Consider the following 15230-nt stretch of genomic DNA (forward strand, 5'->3'; position numbering starts at 1 on the left):
GCGCTGATCATTAAAAATCTGCGTGAAAAAATAAACCTTTTACAAGTCACAGTCAGAACTGTGAACTGCGACTGCAGACTATTTACTTACTAACCAACTTAACTTATATTTTTATGAAAACAACAGAAGACAGAATTCAGGAATTGATTAACGATTGGATCACAAACCCAAGATGGAAAGGTGTTGAACGTCCGTATACTGCTACTGAGGTGGTTACGCTTCAGGGCTCTTATCATATTGAGCATTCTATTGCTAAAATGGGGGCGGAGAAATTATGGAGAAAGTTAAAAAGTCAGGATTATGTTGCTGGTTTAGGTGCTTTAACAGGAAATCAGGCGATTCAGGAAGTCGATGCTGGTTTAGAAGCGATTTATTTGAGTGGCTGGCAAGTGGCTGCCGATGCAAATCTGGCAGGAGAAATGTATCCTGACCAATCGCTTTATCCGGTAAATAGCGTGCCGATGGTGGTAAAGAAAATTAATAGTGCCTTGTTGAGAGCTGATCAGATTCAGGTGGTAAACCAGGTTGAAGATAAAAAAGATTATTTGGTTCCGATTGTAGCCGATGCAGAAGCCGGTTTTGGCGGAAATTTAAACGCTTTCGAATTGATGAAATCGATGATTGAAGCGGGTGCTTCAGGTGTTCATTTTGAAGATCAGTTGAGTTCTGCTAAAAAATGCGGGCATTTGGGCGGGAAGGTTTTAGTACCTACTCAGGAAGCGATCAATAAACTGATTGCTGCTCGTTTGGCTGCTGATGTTATGGGCGTTTCGACATTAATTGTAGCCAGAACAGATGCTGATGCAGCTAATTTACTGACTAGCGACGCAGATCCAAGAGATGCAAAATTTATTACCGGTGAAAAAACCAATGAAGGCTTTTTCTATGTAAACAGCGGAATCGATCAGGGAATCGCAAGAGGTTTGAGTTACGCTCCTTATGCTGATTTGATCTGGATGGAAACTAGTAATCCTGATTTGGTTTATGCCAAGAAGTTTGCAGACGCAATGAAAAAAGAGTTTCCGGGTAAAATGCTGGCATATAATTGTTCTCCGTCTTTCAACTGGGCGGCAAAATTATCAGTAGCAGAAATGGAAACTTTCAGAGAAGATCTGGCGGCTATGGGGTATAAATTTCAGTTCATTACTCTGGCAGGATTCCATGCTTTAAATACCAGTATGTTCGAATTGTCTAAAGCGTATAAAGAACGTGGTATGGCAGGATATTCTGAATTGCAGGAAAGAGAATTTGCTTTGCAGCAAAACGGATTCAGAGCAGTAAAACATCAGGCTTTTGTAGGGACTTCTTATTTTGATGCGGTTCAAAATACAGTAACGATAGGAAGGTCTTCAACTACTGCAATGAAGCATTCAACAGAGGTTGAGCAGTTTTAATTCAAAAAAGAACCAGTTCATATGAACTGGTTTTTTTTTGCCACAGATTTCACAGATTAAAAAGGATTTTTTTTCTGTTACGAATTTCACGAATTTCCACAAATTAAATTGGCTAAAGAGGTGAATTAAAATTCGTGGAAATTCGGGGCAACATTTTTTTAATCATTCTAATCTGTGAAATCTGTGGCTATTTTTTTAAAAGCCGGGCTTTCATTTTACTGAAAAATTCAGGTGTGACGCCAATAAAAGAAGCAATTTGCTTTTGAGGTACTTTATGAACCAACGTGCCGTATTTAGCACAAAATTTTTCAAAGCGTTCTTCTGCCGTCAGACTTAAATTATCCATTAAGCGTTGTTGATTGGCAACCAGAGAATTTTCAATTAAAATTCTGAAAAAACGTTCTAATTTAGGAATATCGAGATACAATTGCTCCTGATTTTCTTTGGATAAAGAAACGACTTCCGCATCTTCTAAGACTTCTATAAAAAGTTCTCCCGGTTTCTGTGAAAAATAGCTGTACATGTCACTCATCCACCAGCCCTGACAAGCAAATGCCAGAACATGTTCGACAATATTATCATTGATGTTGAAGCTTCTTAGAATTCCCGAATTTACAAAATACGAATGTGTACACACTTCACCGGCATTCAGTAAAATGGTTTTCGCCTTGTAAAAATGGGTTTCTGTTTTGGATAAAAAATGAGCCTGCTCTTCAGGTGTCAATGAAACATGTTTGGCTATGTTTTCAAGAATTAATGCCATTATTTTTCTTTTATCAGTGTGAAAGAGCTTGCTTTAAAGCGATCATTCTCTATTTTTCCAATAACTGAAGCTTTGCGAACAGCATTGCAAAAGCCGTCTTCCGCATGTGCGTCACCATGTTCGTCAATTGTTGTTCCGTCTACGAAATACGTTTTACCGTCAATACGAACGGCTAAATCACAGCTTTTGCCTTTCATTCCAAATTGACATTCGCCACAAGCGGTTTCTACAATTACGGGTTTTTCATTTGTTTTCTTATCCTGAGCCTGAGTTGAAATTCCGGCAAGCAGGAACAGTGCAAATAATGCGTTTTTCATTTTTTAAGAGTTTACGGTTATTAGTTTTGAAGTTGTTTTGGCACGTTCTGTAATTTCGTCGATTGGTGTTGTGAGAGTGTCATGACTTAAAACGACTCCCATTCGACGGTAAGGTCTTGAAGTTGGCTTTCCGAAAATTCTGAAATCAGTTTTAGGTAAAGCGGCTACTTTTTCAATTCCGGTAAAAGTTGGGTTTGTCGAGTCTTCTGAGGCCAGAATCACGGCACTCGCACCGGCTTTTTCAAGAGTGATTTCAAAGATGGGTAAGCTTAAAATAGCTCGTAAATGCAATTCGAATTCATTAAAATTTTGTGTACCGGCAAGAGTTACCATTCCGGTATCGTGTGGGCGTGGGGATAGTTCTGAGAAATAAACACCCTCGTTGGTTAAGAAAAATTCAACACCAAAAAGGCCTGCGCCTCCCAGAGCTTCGGTAATTTTTTCGGCCATATCCTGCGCTTCATATAAATCGGCATCAGAAATTTTTGCAGGCTGCCAGCTCTCCTGATAATCCCCGCGTTCCTGGCGGTGTCCGATTGGAGCGCAAAAAAGTGTTGGATTGTTATTTTGAGTAATAGTTAAAAGTGTAATCTCAGAATTGAAATCTACAAAAGCTTCTACGATAACTTCGATGACATCACCACGTGAGCCTGCAACGGCATATTGCCAGGCTTTTTCAATATCGCCTTCCGTTTTGATAGTAGATTGTCCTTTTCCGGAAGAAGACATTAATGGTTTTACTACGCAGGGAATTCCAACTTCCTGAACGGCTTTTTGAAGTTCTTCTGCCGAGGTTGCATATTGGTATTTTGCGGTTTTTAATCCTAGTTCTTTCGAAGCGAGATCGCGAATCGCTTTTCGATTCATGGTAAAGTTGGCTGCTTTCGCAGATGGAACAACGGTAATGCCTTGTTTTTCGTAATCGTAAAAACGTTCTGTTCGGATAGCTTCTATTTCAGGAACGATAAAGTCGGGCTGGTGTTTGGCTACGATTCGGTCCAGTGCTTCGCCGTCGAGCATGTTGATGACTTCGAAGCTGTGTGCTACCTGCATGGCCGGAGCATTTTCGTAATTATCGACAGCAATTACAGTTTGTCCGATTCGTTGAGCGGCAATGACAAATTCTTTGCCCAGTTCACCCGAACCTAGGAGTAGTATTTTCATTTTGGATTAATTGTGTTGTTGGAGAAGTAAAAGTAGCGAAAAAAGAGTTTAACCGCAAAGTTCGCAAAGAATTACGCAAAGAGCGCTAAGTTTTTGTCTTTTAGATAAAGTAACCGTGTAGCTTGTCATTTCGATCGAAGGGAGAAATCATACTCGTAATTCGACAAAGATTGACGACAATTGGGATTGAGTTTCTTGTGTGATTTCTTTTTATGTCTAAATGATAAAACTGAGAAATAACGGGGTGAATTTAACCACAAAATCCGCAGGGAATTACGCTAAGAACGCAATTTTTTTTGATGTTCAGTTAAAAGAAAAGGTCCGCAAAGATTAAAAAAATCTTTGCGGACCTTGCGTAGTCCTTTGCGAACTTTGCGGTTAAATTCTAATGAAAATGATCTTCTTCTATTTCGAATTCTGCATCTTTTTCCCAGATTTCCATTTCACAAGGTTTGCAGTTGAATTTTAGTTTGTATTCCAGTTCGCCTTGTTTTAAAACCAAGGGCTCTTTTACCTTAACACCTACTATATCTTTTTGGTGTATCGGACATTTCTTTAATTCGTATTTGATGCAATACTTAGTGGTCATCACACGAGATTTTCCCGGATCCCATTGTAGTTCGAATGCTTTTTCAATTTCGGTAACGCCATGACGCTCGTAGAATTTACGGGCTGTTTTGTTGGAAACATTGTACATGAAATCCAATTTAGTTTCCGGATACGGATGTGATGTTTTAACGAGTTGGTGTTCTTCGCGTTTGTAATTGGCCAGACGAATTTCAGTCAACTGATCGTAAACGGTTCTTCGCATTTCGTTGATTTTTGAAATAGGAAGGAACCAGTTTTGAGAGAACATTACATTGATTTCATTGGCAGTGTAAGGGGTAAAACCTGTTTTGGCCAATTGAGTTTTAATGTTCTCTTCGATAGATTCACCGGTTTTAGTCTGCTCTTTTGCATGTTCCAGGGTAACAGTGCTTACATTACCGTCTTCATCAGTAGCGATTAGTTCGAAACCTGTTGCAGTTTCTGTAAGTAATAAAGTAGTGCTCAATTTACGAACAGCACTATCTTCTCTCTCAACAATTTTGATGAAAGCGGCATCGTTGTTACGGTAAATAAAAGTTCCGTCTTTTACTTCTTTTAAAACGTTTGGATAAATTTTCCCGTTTTCGGCTTTGTTTACATAGATTCCGTCGGCTTCATTGTTTTCGTTGATGAAACAAAGTCCGTCACCGTTGTTTAGTAATTCGCCATTTTCGATTTCGTAAGCGTTTCCAACTGTTCGGATTAATTTACCAATATATTGACCTTTTGATTTTGGGCTTTCCCAGGAACCAATGGAGCTGTGTCTTTCGTTTACGAAATAATCTGTATAACCACGGTTGAAAGTTCTGCTTAAAGAAGAATCAAAAGTATAGGTACATGTTCCTGATGATGCTTTCATATACTTATCACTTCCTGCGCCTTCTAAATAGCTGTCTAGTTTTTGACGTAAATAGGAAACATTGTTTTTAACGTAAACGACATCTTTTAAACGGCCTTCGATTTTGAAAGAAACGATTCCGGCTTCAATTAGATTCGGAATCTGATCTGAAATATCTAAATCTTTGATCGAAAGCAAGTGACTGTTTCTGATTAGGGTTTCTCCGTTTCCATCGATTAAGTTGTAGGGTAAACGGCAGTTTTGTGCGCAGGAACCGCGATTGGCACTGCGTTCTCCGTTGGCTACACTCATGTAACAGTTTCCGCTAAAGGATACACATAATGCACCGGTTACGAAAAATTCTAATTCAACATCAGCTTCGTCGTATATCGTTTTAATTTGATGCAGGTTCAATTCACGGGCTAAAACCACACGTTTGATTCCGGCATCTTTAAGAAATTTAATTTTATCAGCATCACGATTATTGGCTTGTGTACTGGCGTGAAGTACGATAGGAGGTAAGTCCATTTCCATGATTGCCATATCCTGAATAATCAGGGCATCAACACCAATGTCGTACAATTCCCAGATCATTGAACGGCAAGTTTCGAGTTCGTTGTCGTACAAAATGGTATTCATAACCACAAAAACCTGTGCATTAAACAGGTGTGCATATTGTACCAGTGCGGCTACATCTTCGATAGAATTGTTGGCGTTTGAACGTGCTCCAAATTGTGGTGCACCAATATAAACGGCATCGGCGCCACTGTTTATGGCTGCCATTCCTCCAATTAAATCTCTGGCAGGAGCTAATATTTCAATCTTCTTCTTCATTTTAAGTACTTTAGGCTTTTGTGGTATTCACGGAAAAAAGTTTGCAAAGTTCTTGTAAATATTTCGAGTTTGCTAATGCTGAAGTGACTTTTTTTGAAATAGTTAGGTTATATGGAATGATGATAAATGGACTTTTTATTTAACGGGTTCGTAAATAAGCTGTATTACACCCGATTTAAAAATATTGGTGGTCAGTAACTTTAATTCTAATCTTTCCTTTAAGTCTTCAAATAGTGGTTTTCCGCTTCCCAGAGCTATTGGATGAACTGATATTCTATAGGTGTCAATAAGATTGAATTGAATAAAAGTTTTAATAAGGCTCGCTCCGCCATATAACCAGATATCTTTTCCCGATTGTTTTTTGATTTCGTTTGCCTTAGTTACGATGTCAGAATTGATAAAAGAGGCATTGTTGTCTTCTCTGTTTTGACTGGAGAAAACAAATTTGTTCTTTGCGTGAACTTCTTTCCAAAGTGACTTTTCAGCAGGATTTGCATTTTCATCAGGCTGATAATTTCCCCACATATCATAGCTCACCCGGCCATAAAAAATAGTATCTATACTGGATAAGAATCCATCAAAATCCATGTCATCGTCCATGATACACCAATCTGTTTCTCCGTTGGGACCTTCAATAAAACCGTCTAAAGTTACTGCCAGGTCTAAAATTATTTTTTTCATTTAGAAATTTTGTTTTATATATTTTGACATAAAAATAGAGTTCTTTTTGAATGAATCTGATTGTTTCTGTGTAAAAATGTTCTTTAGTGGAGACAGATGGTTAGAAATAAGAACTTTGAAAATTAATCTTTCTTTTTTCTGTTATTTTTTAAGAGTTTTTTTTCATCCCCGTCTAATTTTCGTTGTAGCTTTTTAACATCTTCTGCAGTAGAGAGATTCTCTGGAATTATACCTCTTTTTGTGAGCATTTCTCTGACAGCTATGTTATTATCAACGTGTTCATTTTCTATTTTGTTCAGTCCTTTGAGATCTTTGTTCTGAACATTCAAACCAGTCATTTCTGCAGCTAAATCTTTTGCTTTTATACTTATTGTAGGTAAAAAATCTGCTATAGGTCTGTTTTCGGGAATGCCCATTTTCTTTTTTAACATGTTTGTGCTTAATTTAAATAAGGCCTGATCTCCCTTACTTCTTATCAGTGCAAATCCGTGACTGTCTACACCTCTTTCGTATAAAATTCCGGATAATTGTTTTTCTGTCTGACTCAGTTTTTCTCTTGCTTTAATTCTTTCAAACTCCAAAAGACGTTGTTCTACCATTTCTGCTTTGCGTGTTTGAACTGCAAAGTAATTTTGCGCGAATGAAATTTCTACTTTACGGCTATCTCCATTTTGTGCAATTAGGTAGCATGCATATCGGGTTAGTGCAATATCATTTACAGGTCTTTCTGAATTAGATCCAATTTCGACCATTTTCCTGACATCAGGAAAATGGTTGTCTATTATCTCACCTGCATTTTTGCAGGCATCTTTGGCTTTCTGAATAACTCTTTCAAAGTTTTCCCATTTACTATATCCAAGAAGTAATTGCAAATCACGTGCACTCCAACATTCTACACCTTCGAGTTCTGAGGTTGCCAATTCAAATTTTTTAAAAAGTTTTTTTATTTCTTCTGATTTCATATTGTCTAAATATTTCTTTCACACGATTTAATAGTAATGTGTTTTTAAAGATATCAAAAAGAAAATAAAATAGTAAGTTTTTTCTTTTCTTTTTGTAAGGTAAAAGGCTGACGGGTAGTTCAGCATAAAGAACCTTTATAAAATCTAAAATTGCATTTTTTGTAACCTTTAGCTGATGGATACCGTCAAAGCTTTATCAATCAAACTAAATAATCGCAAAATGAAAACCATTTTAAAATCGTTTATTACTCTATTTCTAATTAGCTGTTCGGGTTTGTCCGCTCAGAATTTTGAGGCTAAAATAGATCATTTAATTACTTCGAAATTTAAATCTGAAAATCCGGGTGCCGTTTTTCTGGCTGTTAAGAAAGGAAAAGTAGTATACCGAAAAGCTTTTGGAATGGCCAATTTAGAAATGAATGTTCAAATGAAACCCGAATCGGTTTTTGAAATCGGATCGATGACCAAACAATTTACGGCTGTTTCTATTCTGATACTAGTAGAGCAGGGGAAGCTCCAGCTGGATGATGCGATTACAAAATTTATTCCCGATTATCCAACGAAAGGTAATGTAATAACGATCCATCATTTGCTGACACATACTTCCGGAATTAAGGATTTTACGAGTATGAAAGCAATAAAAGATATTGCCCGACGTGATTTGTCACCAAAAGAATTGGTTGATTTTTTCAAGAATGAGCCGGTTGATTTTAAACCCGGGGAACAGTATAAGTATTGCAATTCCGGTTATGTTCTTTTGGGGTATATCATTGAAATGGTTTCAGGTCAGACTTATGAAGAATTTGTAACGCAGCATATATTTAAGAAAATAGGAATGAATAATACCTTTTATGCGAGCCATGATAAAATGATTAAAAACAGGGCTTCCGGTTATCGGGACAGGAATGGTTTTAGTAATGCCAATTATATCAGTTTCTCTATTCCGTATGCTTCGGGATCGATTATGTCAAACGTTGATGATTTATGGAAGTGGCAAAATGCAGTAAAGAGTAATGCCTTATCGAGCCCTGCTTTCACAGTAAAAGCTTTTACGAATTATCAGTTGAACAACAAAACGAATATAGATTACGGCTACGGCTGGCATTTAGAAAAAGTAAAAAATAAAATGGTGTATGAGCATGGTGGAAGCATTTTTGGATTTAAATCGATGGGGATTTACGAACCGACAGAACAGGTTTATGTAGTAGGGTTAAGTAATTGCGATTGCAATTCGCCGACTGCAATTACAAAAGAGATTGCTTCACTTTTAATCGACTAGATAAAAAAAAGGTGTTTTCGAAAGAAAACACCTTTTTGGTTATTGTTTGTATGGCATTATGCAGTCAAAGCTTCTTTTATTCTGCGTAAAGCTTCTTTTAAAATATCATCGCTTGTAGCATAAGAGAAACGGATACAATTTGGATTTCCAAAAGCATCACCTGTTACCGTTGCTACATTAGCCTCAGCCAATAAATACATAGAAACATCGTTTGCATCTTTAATTTCAGTTCCTCTTAATGTTTTTCCGAAGAAAGAAGATACATCAGGGAAAACGTAGAAGGCTCCTTCCGGAACGTTGATTTTTACACCTGGAATTTCTTTAAGCAATCCAACAACTAAATCTCTACGGGTATGGAAAGCCTGAACCATGTGGTTTAATACACTTGGATCGGCTTCTACAGCTGTAATTGTGGCACGTTGTGCTACAGAATTTGCTCCGGAAGTTACTTGTCCCTGGATTTTTACGCATGCTTTTGCGATAAATTCAGGAGCTCCGATATAACCAATTCTGTATCCTGTCATAGCAAATGCTTTTGCAACTCCGTTTACAGTGATCGTTTTTTCTAACATTCCCGGAATTGATCCGATGCTGCAGAAAGTTCCTGAGAAATTGATGTGCTCATAAATTTCGTCTGAAACTACATAAATATTTGGATATTTTTCCAACACTTTTGCAAGTGCTGTCAATTCTTCTCTGCTGTATACAGATCCGGATGGGTTGCAAGGAGAAGAGAACCACATCATTTTTGTTTTTGGTGTGATGGCAGCTTCTAATTGCTCAGGCGTCATTTTGAAATCAGTATCTACAGAAGTAGGAACTTCAACCGGAACTCCGCCTGAAAGTTTTACGATTTCAAAGTAAGAAACCCAGTAAGGTGCCGGTAAAATAACCTCGTCACCATCGTTTAACATTACTTGGGCAATATTGTATAAAGATTGTTTTGCACCTGTAGAAACCACAATTTGAGATGGTTTGTATTCTAATGCATTGTCTCTTTTGAATTTTTTGCAGATTGCTTCTCTCAATTCTAAATAACCTTCTACCGGAGAATAAGTACTGTAGTTTTCGTCTACTGCTTTTTTAACTGCTTCTTTAATGAAATCCGGCGTATTGAAATCCGGTTCTCCTAAACTTAAACTGATAATGTCTTTTCCCTGTGCTTTTAATTCGCGTGCTAAAGCAGCCATTGCTAAAGTTTGTGATGTCGCTAAGTTGTTGATTCTGTCTGAAAGAATATGATTCATTATAAAATTTTTGAATGTCTTTAATTTCAACTTTAATTAAAGACGGTTAATGATTAATAGTTTCTTATTTTATGCTAGCTCGGGTTTTATTCCAAGATCTCTTAAGTGTCTGTAATGTGCTAATACAGCTCCTCTCATCGTTTTAAATTCATGATAAGGCAAGTTGCATTCGATGGCCGTTTGTTTTACGATTTCGGCAATTTTTCCGTAGTGAATATGACTGATATTTGGAAAAATGTGATGCTCGATCTGGTGGTTTAATCCTCCGGTAAACCAGTTGACAACTTTGTTTTTTGGTGCAAAATTAGCGGTGGTGTACAACTGATGAATTGCCCAGGTGTTTTCTATTTCTCCATCTTCATTCGGAACAGGATTTGAAGTTTCTTCTACTACGTGTGCCAATTGAAAAACGATACTTAAAATTAATCCGGCTGTGTAATGCATTACGAAAAACCCGATCACGACTTTCCACCATATTACCCCCAAAATCATTGGTAAAGCGATCCAGATTAAAATATAAATTATTTTTGTGATCACAAGAACGGTCCATAATTTGGTTGGACTTTGCGGCGCTCCGTAAGATAATTTTCTTTTAATATAGTCTTTCATTTGCTTGAAATCGGTTGTTAAGGCCCAGTTGAAAGTCAATAGTCCATATAAGAAAAAAGAATAGTAATGTTGAAATTTATGAAAACGACGCCATTCTGCATTTTGTGTAAAGCGGATAATTCTTCCGGCATCAAGATCTTCATCATGACCGTGAATGTTTGTATACGTATGGTGAAGTACGTTATGTTGTACCTGCCAGTTGTGAACGTTTCCGGCTAATACGTAAATACTTCCCCCCATGATTTTATTGATCCATGATTTAGAAGAGTACGACCCGTGATTTCCATCGTGCATGACATTCATTCCAATTCCGGCCATACCAACTCCCATAAGGATATTTAGGAGCAATTGTGCCCAAAAAGGCATGTTAAGCGTTAATATTAAAAAATAGGGTGTTAAAAAAACAGCGAAAAGAATAATGGCTTTTAAATGCAGCTTCCAGTTTCCTGTTTTCTGAATATTGTTCTCTTTGAAGTAATTGTTTACTCGTGAGTTAAGCGTTCTGAAGAACTTCAGATTGTCTTGCTTCGCAAATGTAGGCGCAGTGTTATTCATAATTAATTTAAATAGGTTTCAAAGGTAATTATTATAAATTTTCAATTTGCAAAATTGAGTTAAATATTTCAATCGTAAAGTACTACTTTTGTTAAAAAAATTAGAGCAATGGATGAGATATTGAAATATTTTCCGGATTTGACTGAACTTCAAATCCAGCAATTTCAAAAGTTAGACTTTTTATACCACGACTGGAATGAAAAAATCAATGTTATTTCAAGAAAAGACATTGATGCCTTATATACAAAACACATTTTGCACTCGCTTGGAATTGCTAAAATTATGAAGTTTGAACCGGGGGCAACGGTTTTGGATGTTGGTACCGGAGGTGGGTTTCCAGGAATTCCGTTGGCCATTCTTTTTCCTGAAACCCGTTTTTATCTGATTGATGTCATAGCAAAAAAAATTAAGGTGGTTCAGGGAGTTGTAGACGCATTAGAATTGAAAAATGTTAAAGCAGAACAAAAGCGTGCTGAATTGGTAAAAGGCGATTTTGATTTTATTGTAAGTCGTGCCGTAACCAATATGCCGGATTTTGTTTCGTGGGTAAAAGGTAAAATAAAGAAGCAGCATAAACACACTTTGAAAAATGGAATTCTATATTTAAAAGGAGGAGACTTAACAGAAGAATTGGCAGCTTTTCCAAAAGCTACTTTATATGATTTGTCGACTATTTTTGAAGATGAATTCTTTGAAACTAAAAAAGTGGTCCATTTGCCTTTAAAGTTCACTGTTTAGAAACTATAAAAGAACCCAATAATGTTTGTTTGTTTTCAGAGCATTATTGGGTTTTGTATTTAAAATAGTATTAGTACATCATAATTAGGAAACTTTTTGTGATAGTTGAAGGAACGGATTACTCTTTTGATCTGAATTTTGGATGTACTTATTCACCGCTTTTTCTGATGCCATAATGGTATATCGAAATTTAGGATTAAAGAAAAAATCGCGACAGATTAAGGACTCGTTATGAGAATCGTATACCTTTTCATCCGTTTCATCAAGATCTTCATTTGCATATGGACACGGATACAAATAAGTTAATTGTATAATGATATTGTTGAACCAATTGTCAAAAACGTTTTTCTTAGGCGTTATATGACGGGCAAGCAGTACCAGTCCTAAAATTTCATTTTGTAAAAAGTAAGATCCTTTTCTATATCTTACATCGATCATTCTCACGGTCATATGTGCTACCCATAATGGACCGTTTATAGGGCCTGAAGCCGGGATGTCAAAATTAGTGTCAAATAATAAAGGGCTTGATAACTCCGGATCTTTAGTTGAGCACCAAAGTGCTTCGATGCGTTTTTCGGTATCAGTGATACTGGTATTATGGCCTAAAAAACGCCAGTAGATCCACTCTAGTAAAGCAGCACTAAGTCCTACCGTTGCTTTATGATTAATATTTAACAATTTAGTTTCGAGTTCTTTGTATTCATCCAGAGGATCTAAGAACTTTTCCATCTTCTTTTTATTCCATTTGAAATCAATTGGATGCCCAATATGTTTTGAGTTTAGAATAATCTGCGGAGCATTTTTCAAGCTTTTCATAAGTCAATTGTTGATTTTTTTGGTTGATTCCTTTGTTGAAAGTGGATTGTATAGTAATTGTTTATGAAGTTTATCTCTCGGTTTTTTGTGATTAAGATTTATGTTTTTTCTTGAGGTTATGCTGCAAATTTATGTTGGGTTTTTCTTTTTTAATGTAACGACAGGACATATAAATAACATGATAAGACAAAGTTCTAATTTGTAATGACTCTAAATTAATATGAAAGAAAAAACATATAATTTTATTTGTTAATGGATTTTTTTTTGTAAGTAAAAACACCTTTGTTCTCTTTGGTTTTATGAAATAAAAAAAAACAGATAAAAGCCAGGTTTCATTTAAGATCCGGTTTTTGTATGTTTTATGTGTTAATTCAGGAAAGAACGTCATTCGTCTACAGTTATCTTTCGCTTATGTACTTTTATTTGCTCAATCTCTGTTAGTGGAATATCTTTACTACAGCATAACAATTTTTGGCTAGAGAATAATGGTAAAATTATCTGCATATTGGAAAATTCAGCTCATTGGATGGGCGGCAACTTCCTTGTATTGGGGAGTTTCGGCCTTCTTTGGAAGTAGTTTTATGTGGACAATTGGCATAGCTGATTTTGTATTAGATGTGTTTATCGGTATTTCATTGACGCATCTTTACAGAAATTTTGCTTTGAAAAGAGGTTGGAATAAGTTCAGTCTGAAAAAATTGGTTCCAAGAATGGTGTTGAGTGTTCTTATACTTTCTGTGTTGTACATGCTTTTGATTGTGGGGAAACTTTACCTTGTACGGCTATTTGTTTTAAAAAGCACATCAATTTCATTTATTTCGTTTTTACAATCCACGCAGTTGCAGGTTTTTATTACTGGTACCAGACTAATGTCTATTTGGGTGCTGGCTTATCATCTGTATCATTATTCAAGATTAGAGATTGAAACCGTAAAAGAAAATGCCAGATTGTCTATTATATTAAAAGAAGCACAATTGAATAATCTGAGTACACAGCTTAATCCGCATTTCTTTTTTAATTCACTGAACAGTATTAAATTTTTGGTATTAGAAGATCCGCATTCGGCACGACGGGCGATTGACCTTTTATCTGATTTGCTTCGGAATTCTTTAAATAATAATATAGGAAATTTAGTAGTCTTAAGCGATGAAATCAGTCTGGTTAGGGATTATTTGGAGTTGGAAAAAATACGATTTGAAGAACGTCTACAGGTACAAATTGAAGTAGATAGCAATCTGTCTGATCATTTAGTTTTACCTTTAAGTATTCAGGCACTGGTGGAGAATGCAATAAAACATGGAATTGAAAAAAGAAAAGAAGGAGGAGCTGTTACCGTAAAAGTAGAGCAGTTGGACAGTTTTATAAACATCAGTGTTCAAAATTCGGGGAAGCTTAATAAAGAGATTAAGGATTTTTCAGGTATTGGATTGAGTAATCTGAAAGAGAGATTGCTGTTGCGATACAAAGGAAGAGCTTCTTTTGAAATTAAAGAAATGGAGAGCGAAACCGTTTTGGCAACTATTTTATTCCCATTAGAATGAGAAAGATAAAAGTTATAATAGTAGACGATGAACGTTTGTCCAGAGAAGAACTAAAAAGAGCACTGGAACCACATGAAGATTTTGTTCTTGTTGGAGAAGCAGGAAATGCTGATGAGGCCAAAAGTCTGATTGAAGCCAAAATGCCGGATCTGATCTTTTTGGACATTCAGATGCCTGAAAAATCCGGTTTCGATTTACTGGAATCTCTCGATAATGCGCCGGCAGTACTTTTTACAACGGCTTATAATGAATATGCTGTGCAGGCTTTCGAAGTAAATGCTTTAGATTATTTAATGAAACCGATTAGGGAAGAGCGTTTTGCAAAAGCAATTGAAAAAATAAGAAATACTTTATCCGGAAAGTATTCTTTGGGAGACGTTGCAGTAAAAGATCGTAAGATTTTCATTAAAGATGGAGAGAAAAGATTCTTTATTCAGTTGGATGAAATTTATCTGATCGAATCTCTTGAAAATTACACCAGACTTTTTTTTCAGGATAAAAAAGCTCTTCAAAGACGTTCCCTCCGCCAATGGGAAGAAATGTTGGATGAGAATGTTTTTTTTAGAATAAACAGAACCGAAATTATAAACCTTAATCACATTCGGGAAGTTAACAGAACCGCTAGCGGCAAACTGGAAGTAACGTTAAAAACGGGTGAACTCTTAGAAGTTTCAAACCGTCAGGCCGTGAAGTTTAAAAATCTCAATGGGATTTAATTAAAAAAAGAAAAACTCATTCTTTTTAAATCGCTATAGCAAAAGAAGAGGTAATACAAATGAAGCTGTTTTTAGAGGTACTGAAAACAGCGGGACGCAGTGTGTTGTTTTTGGATTAAAATTCCGGAAAAATAAAACCCAGATCTGACATGACTGATTCGTTTAAAATTGCAACAGAACTACTTAAA

At 36.3% G+C, this 15230-nt stretch carries 14 protein-coding genes; 5 read left to right on the forward strand and 9 right to left on the reverse strand.

Annotated features, from left to right (window positions below; all coding sequences use genetic code 11):
* Nucleotides 1-113: 113 nt before the first annotated feature.
* On the forward strand, nucleotides 114-1394 hold the full coding sequence (gene aceA, locus BHE19_RS20545) for an isocitrate lyase (RefSeq protein ID WP_017497777.1): 1281 nt from the start codon (nucleotides 114-116) through the stop codon (nucleotides 1392-1394).
* A gap of 187 nt (nucleotides 1395-1581) precedes the next feature.
* Here aceA and BHE19_RS20550 read toward each other — a convergent pair whose 3' ends face one another.
* The 6 genes from BHE19_RS20550 to dinD all read right to left on the reverse strand — a co-directional run bounded on the left by BHE19_RS20550 (nucleotide 1582) and on the right by dinD (nucleotide 7541).
* Nucleotides 1582-2157, reverse strand: a complete 576-nt coding sequence (locus tag BHE19_RS20550; RefSeq protein ID WP_017497778.1) for a Crp/Fnr family transcriptional regulator — start codon at nucleotides 2155-2157, stop codon at nucleotides 1582-1584.
* The gene (locus BHE19_RS20555) at nucleotides 2157-2474 is read right to left on the reverse strand and encodes a DUF6370 family protein (RefSeq protein ID WP_070908676.1); all 318 of its coding nucleotides are present in this window, start codon (nucleotides 2472-2474) and stop codon (nucleotides 2157-2159) included. Before BHE19_RS20555 ends, BHE19_RS20550 begins: the two co-directional genes overlap by 1 nt.
* 3 nt (nucleotides 2475-2477) lie before the next feature.
* The gene (gene purT, locus BHE19_RS20560; RefSeq protein WP_070908677.1) at nucleotides 2478-3638 is read right to left on the reverse strand and encodes a formate-dependent phosphoribosylglycinamide formyltransferase; all 1161 of its coding nucleotides are present in this window, start codon (nucleotides 3636-3638) and stop codon (nucleotides 2478-2480) included.
* 385 nt (nucleotides 3639-4023) lie between these two features.
* Nucleotides 4024-5898, reverse strand: a complete 1875-nt coding sequence (locus BHE19_RS20565; protein WP_070908678.1) for a peptidase U32 family protein — start codon at nucleotides 5896-5898, stop codon at nucleotides 4024-4026.
* Between the two features lie 135 nt (nucleotides 5899-6033).
* Complete coding sequence (locus BHE19_RS20570) at nucleotides 6034-6579, reverse strand: dihydrofolate reductase family protein (RefSeq protein ID WP_070908679.1); 546 nt, start codon at nucleotides 6577-6579, stop codon at nucleotides 6034-6036.
* A 122-nt stretch (nucleotides 6580-6701) separates the two neighbouring features.
* Nucleotides 6702-7541 carry a DNA damage-inducible protein D gene (gene dinD, locus BHE19_RS20575; protein WP_070908680.1) on the reverse strand — a complete coding sequence of 280 codons (840 nt, stop codon included), beginning with the start codon at nucleotides 7539-7541 and terminating at the stop codon, nucleotides 6702-6704.
* A gap of 220 nt (nucleotides 7542-7761) precedes the next feature.
* Here dinD and BHE19_RS20580 point away from each other — a divergent pair, with 220 nt between their 5' ends.
* Nucleotides 7762-8820 carry a serine hydrolase domain-containing protein gene (locus BHE19_RS20580; protein ID WP_070908802.1) on the forward strand — a complete coding sequence of 353 codons (1059 nt, stop codon included), beginning with the start codon at nucleotides 7762-7764 and terminating at the stop codon, nucleotides 8818-8820.
* A 56-nt stretch (nucleotides 8821-8876) separates the two neighbouring features.
* Here BHE19_RS20580 and BHE19_RS20585 read toward each other — a convergent pair whose 3' ends face one another.
* Nucleotides 8877-10067 carry a pyridoxal phosphate-dependent aminotransferase gene (locus BHE19_RS20585; RefSeq protein ID WP_070908681.1) on the reverse strand — a complete coding sequence of 397 codons (1191 nt, stop codon included), beginning with the start codon at nucleotides 10065-10067 and terminating at the stop codon, nucleotides 8877-8879.
* A 69-nt stretch (nucleotides 10068-10136) separates the two neighbouring features.
* Nucleotides 10137-11231 carry a fatty acid desaturase family protein gene (locus tag BHE19_RS20590; RefSeq protein ID WP_017497785.1) on the reverse strand — a complete coding sequence of 365 codons (1095 nt, stop codon included), beginning with the start codon at nucleotides 11229-11231 and terminating at the stop codon, nucleotides 10137-10139.
* Between the two features lie 108 nt (nucleotides 11232-11339).
* Here BHE19_RS20590 and rsmG point away from each other — a divergent pair, with 108 nt between their 5' ends.
* Complete coding sequence (gene rsmG / locus BHE19_RS20595) at nucleotides 11340-11969, forward strand: 16S rRNA (guanine(527)-N(7))-methyltransferase RsmG (protein WP_017497786.1); 630 nt, start codon at nucleotides 11340-11342, stop codon at nucleotides 11967-11969.
* Nucleotides 11970-12053: 84 nt separating this feature from the next.
* On the opposite strand, the gene BHE19_RS20600 is transcribed toward rsmG, so the two are convergent.
* Nucleotides 12054-12785, reverse strand: coding sequence for a hypothetical protein (locus BHE19_RS20600; protein ID WP_070908682.1), 732 nt, complete (start codon nucleotides 12783-12785; stop codon nucleotides 12054-12056).
* A gap of 485 nt (nucleotides 12786-13270) precedes the next feature.
* Between BHE19_RS20600 and BHE19_RS20605 the strand changes: the two genes are divergently transcribed.
* Nucleotides 13271-14326 (forward strand): sensor histidine kinase, encoded by a 1056-nt coding sequence (locus BHE19_RS20605; protein ID WP_070908683.1) that lies wholly within the window; start codon nucleotides 13271-13273, stop codon nucleotides 14324-14326.
* Nucleotides 14323-15042 (forward strand): LytR/AlgR family response regulator transcription factor, encoded by a 720-nt coding sequence (locus BHE19_RS20610; RefSeq protein ID WP_070908684.1) that lies wholly within the window; start codon nucleotides 14323-14325, stop codon nucleotides 15040-15042. The genes BHE19_RS20605 and BHE19_RS20610 overlap by 4 nt, the downstream gene beginning before the upstream one ends.
* Nucleotides 15043-15230 lie beyond the last annotated feature (188 nt).

The organism is Flavobacterium tructae (assembly GCF_001853485.1).
Taxonomy (GTDB): domain Bacteria; phylum Bacteroidota; class Bacteroidia; order Flavobacteriales; family Flavobacteriaceae; genus Flavobacterium; species Flavobacterium tructae.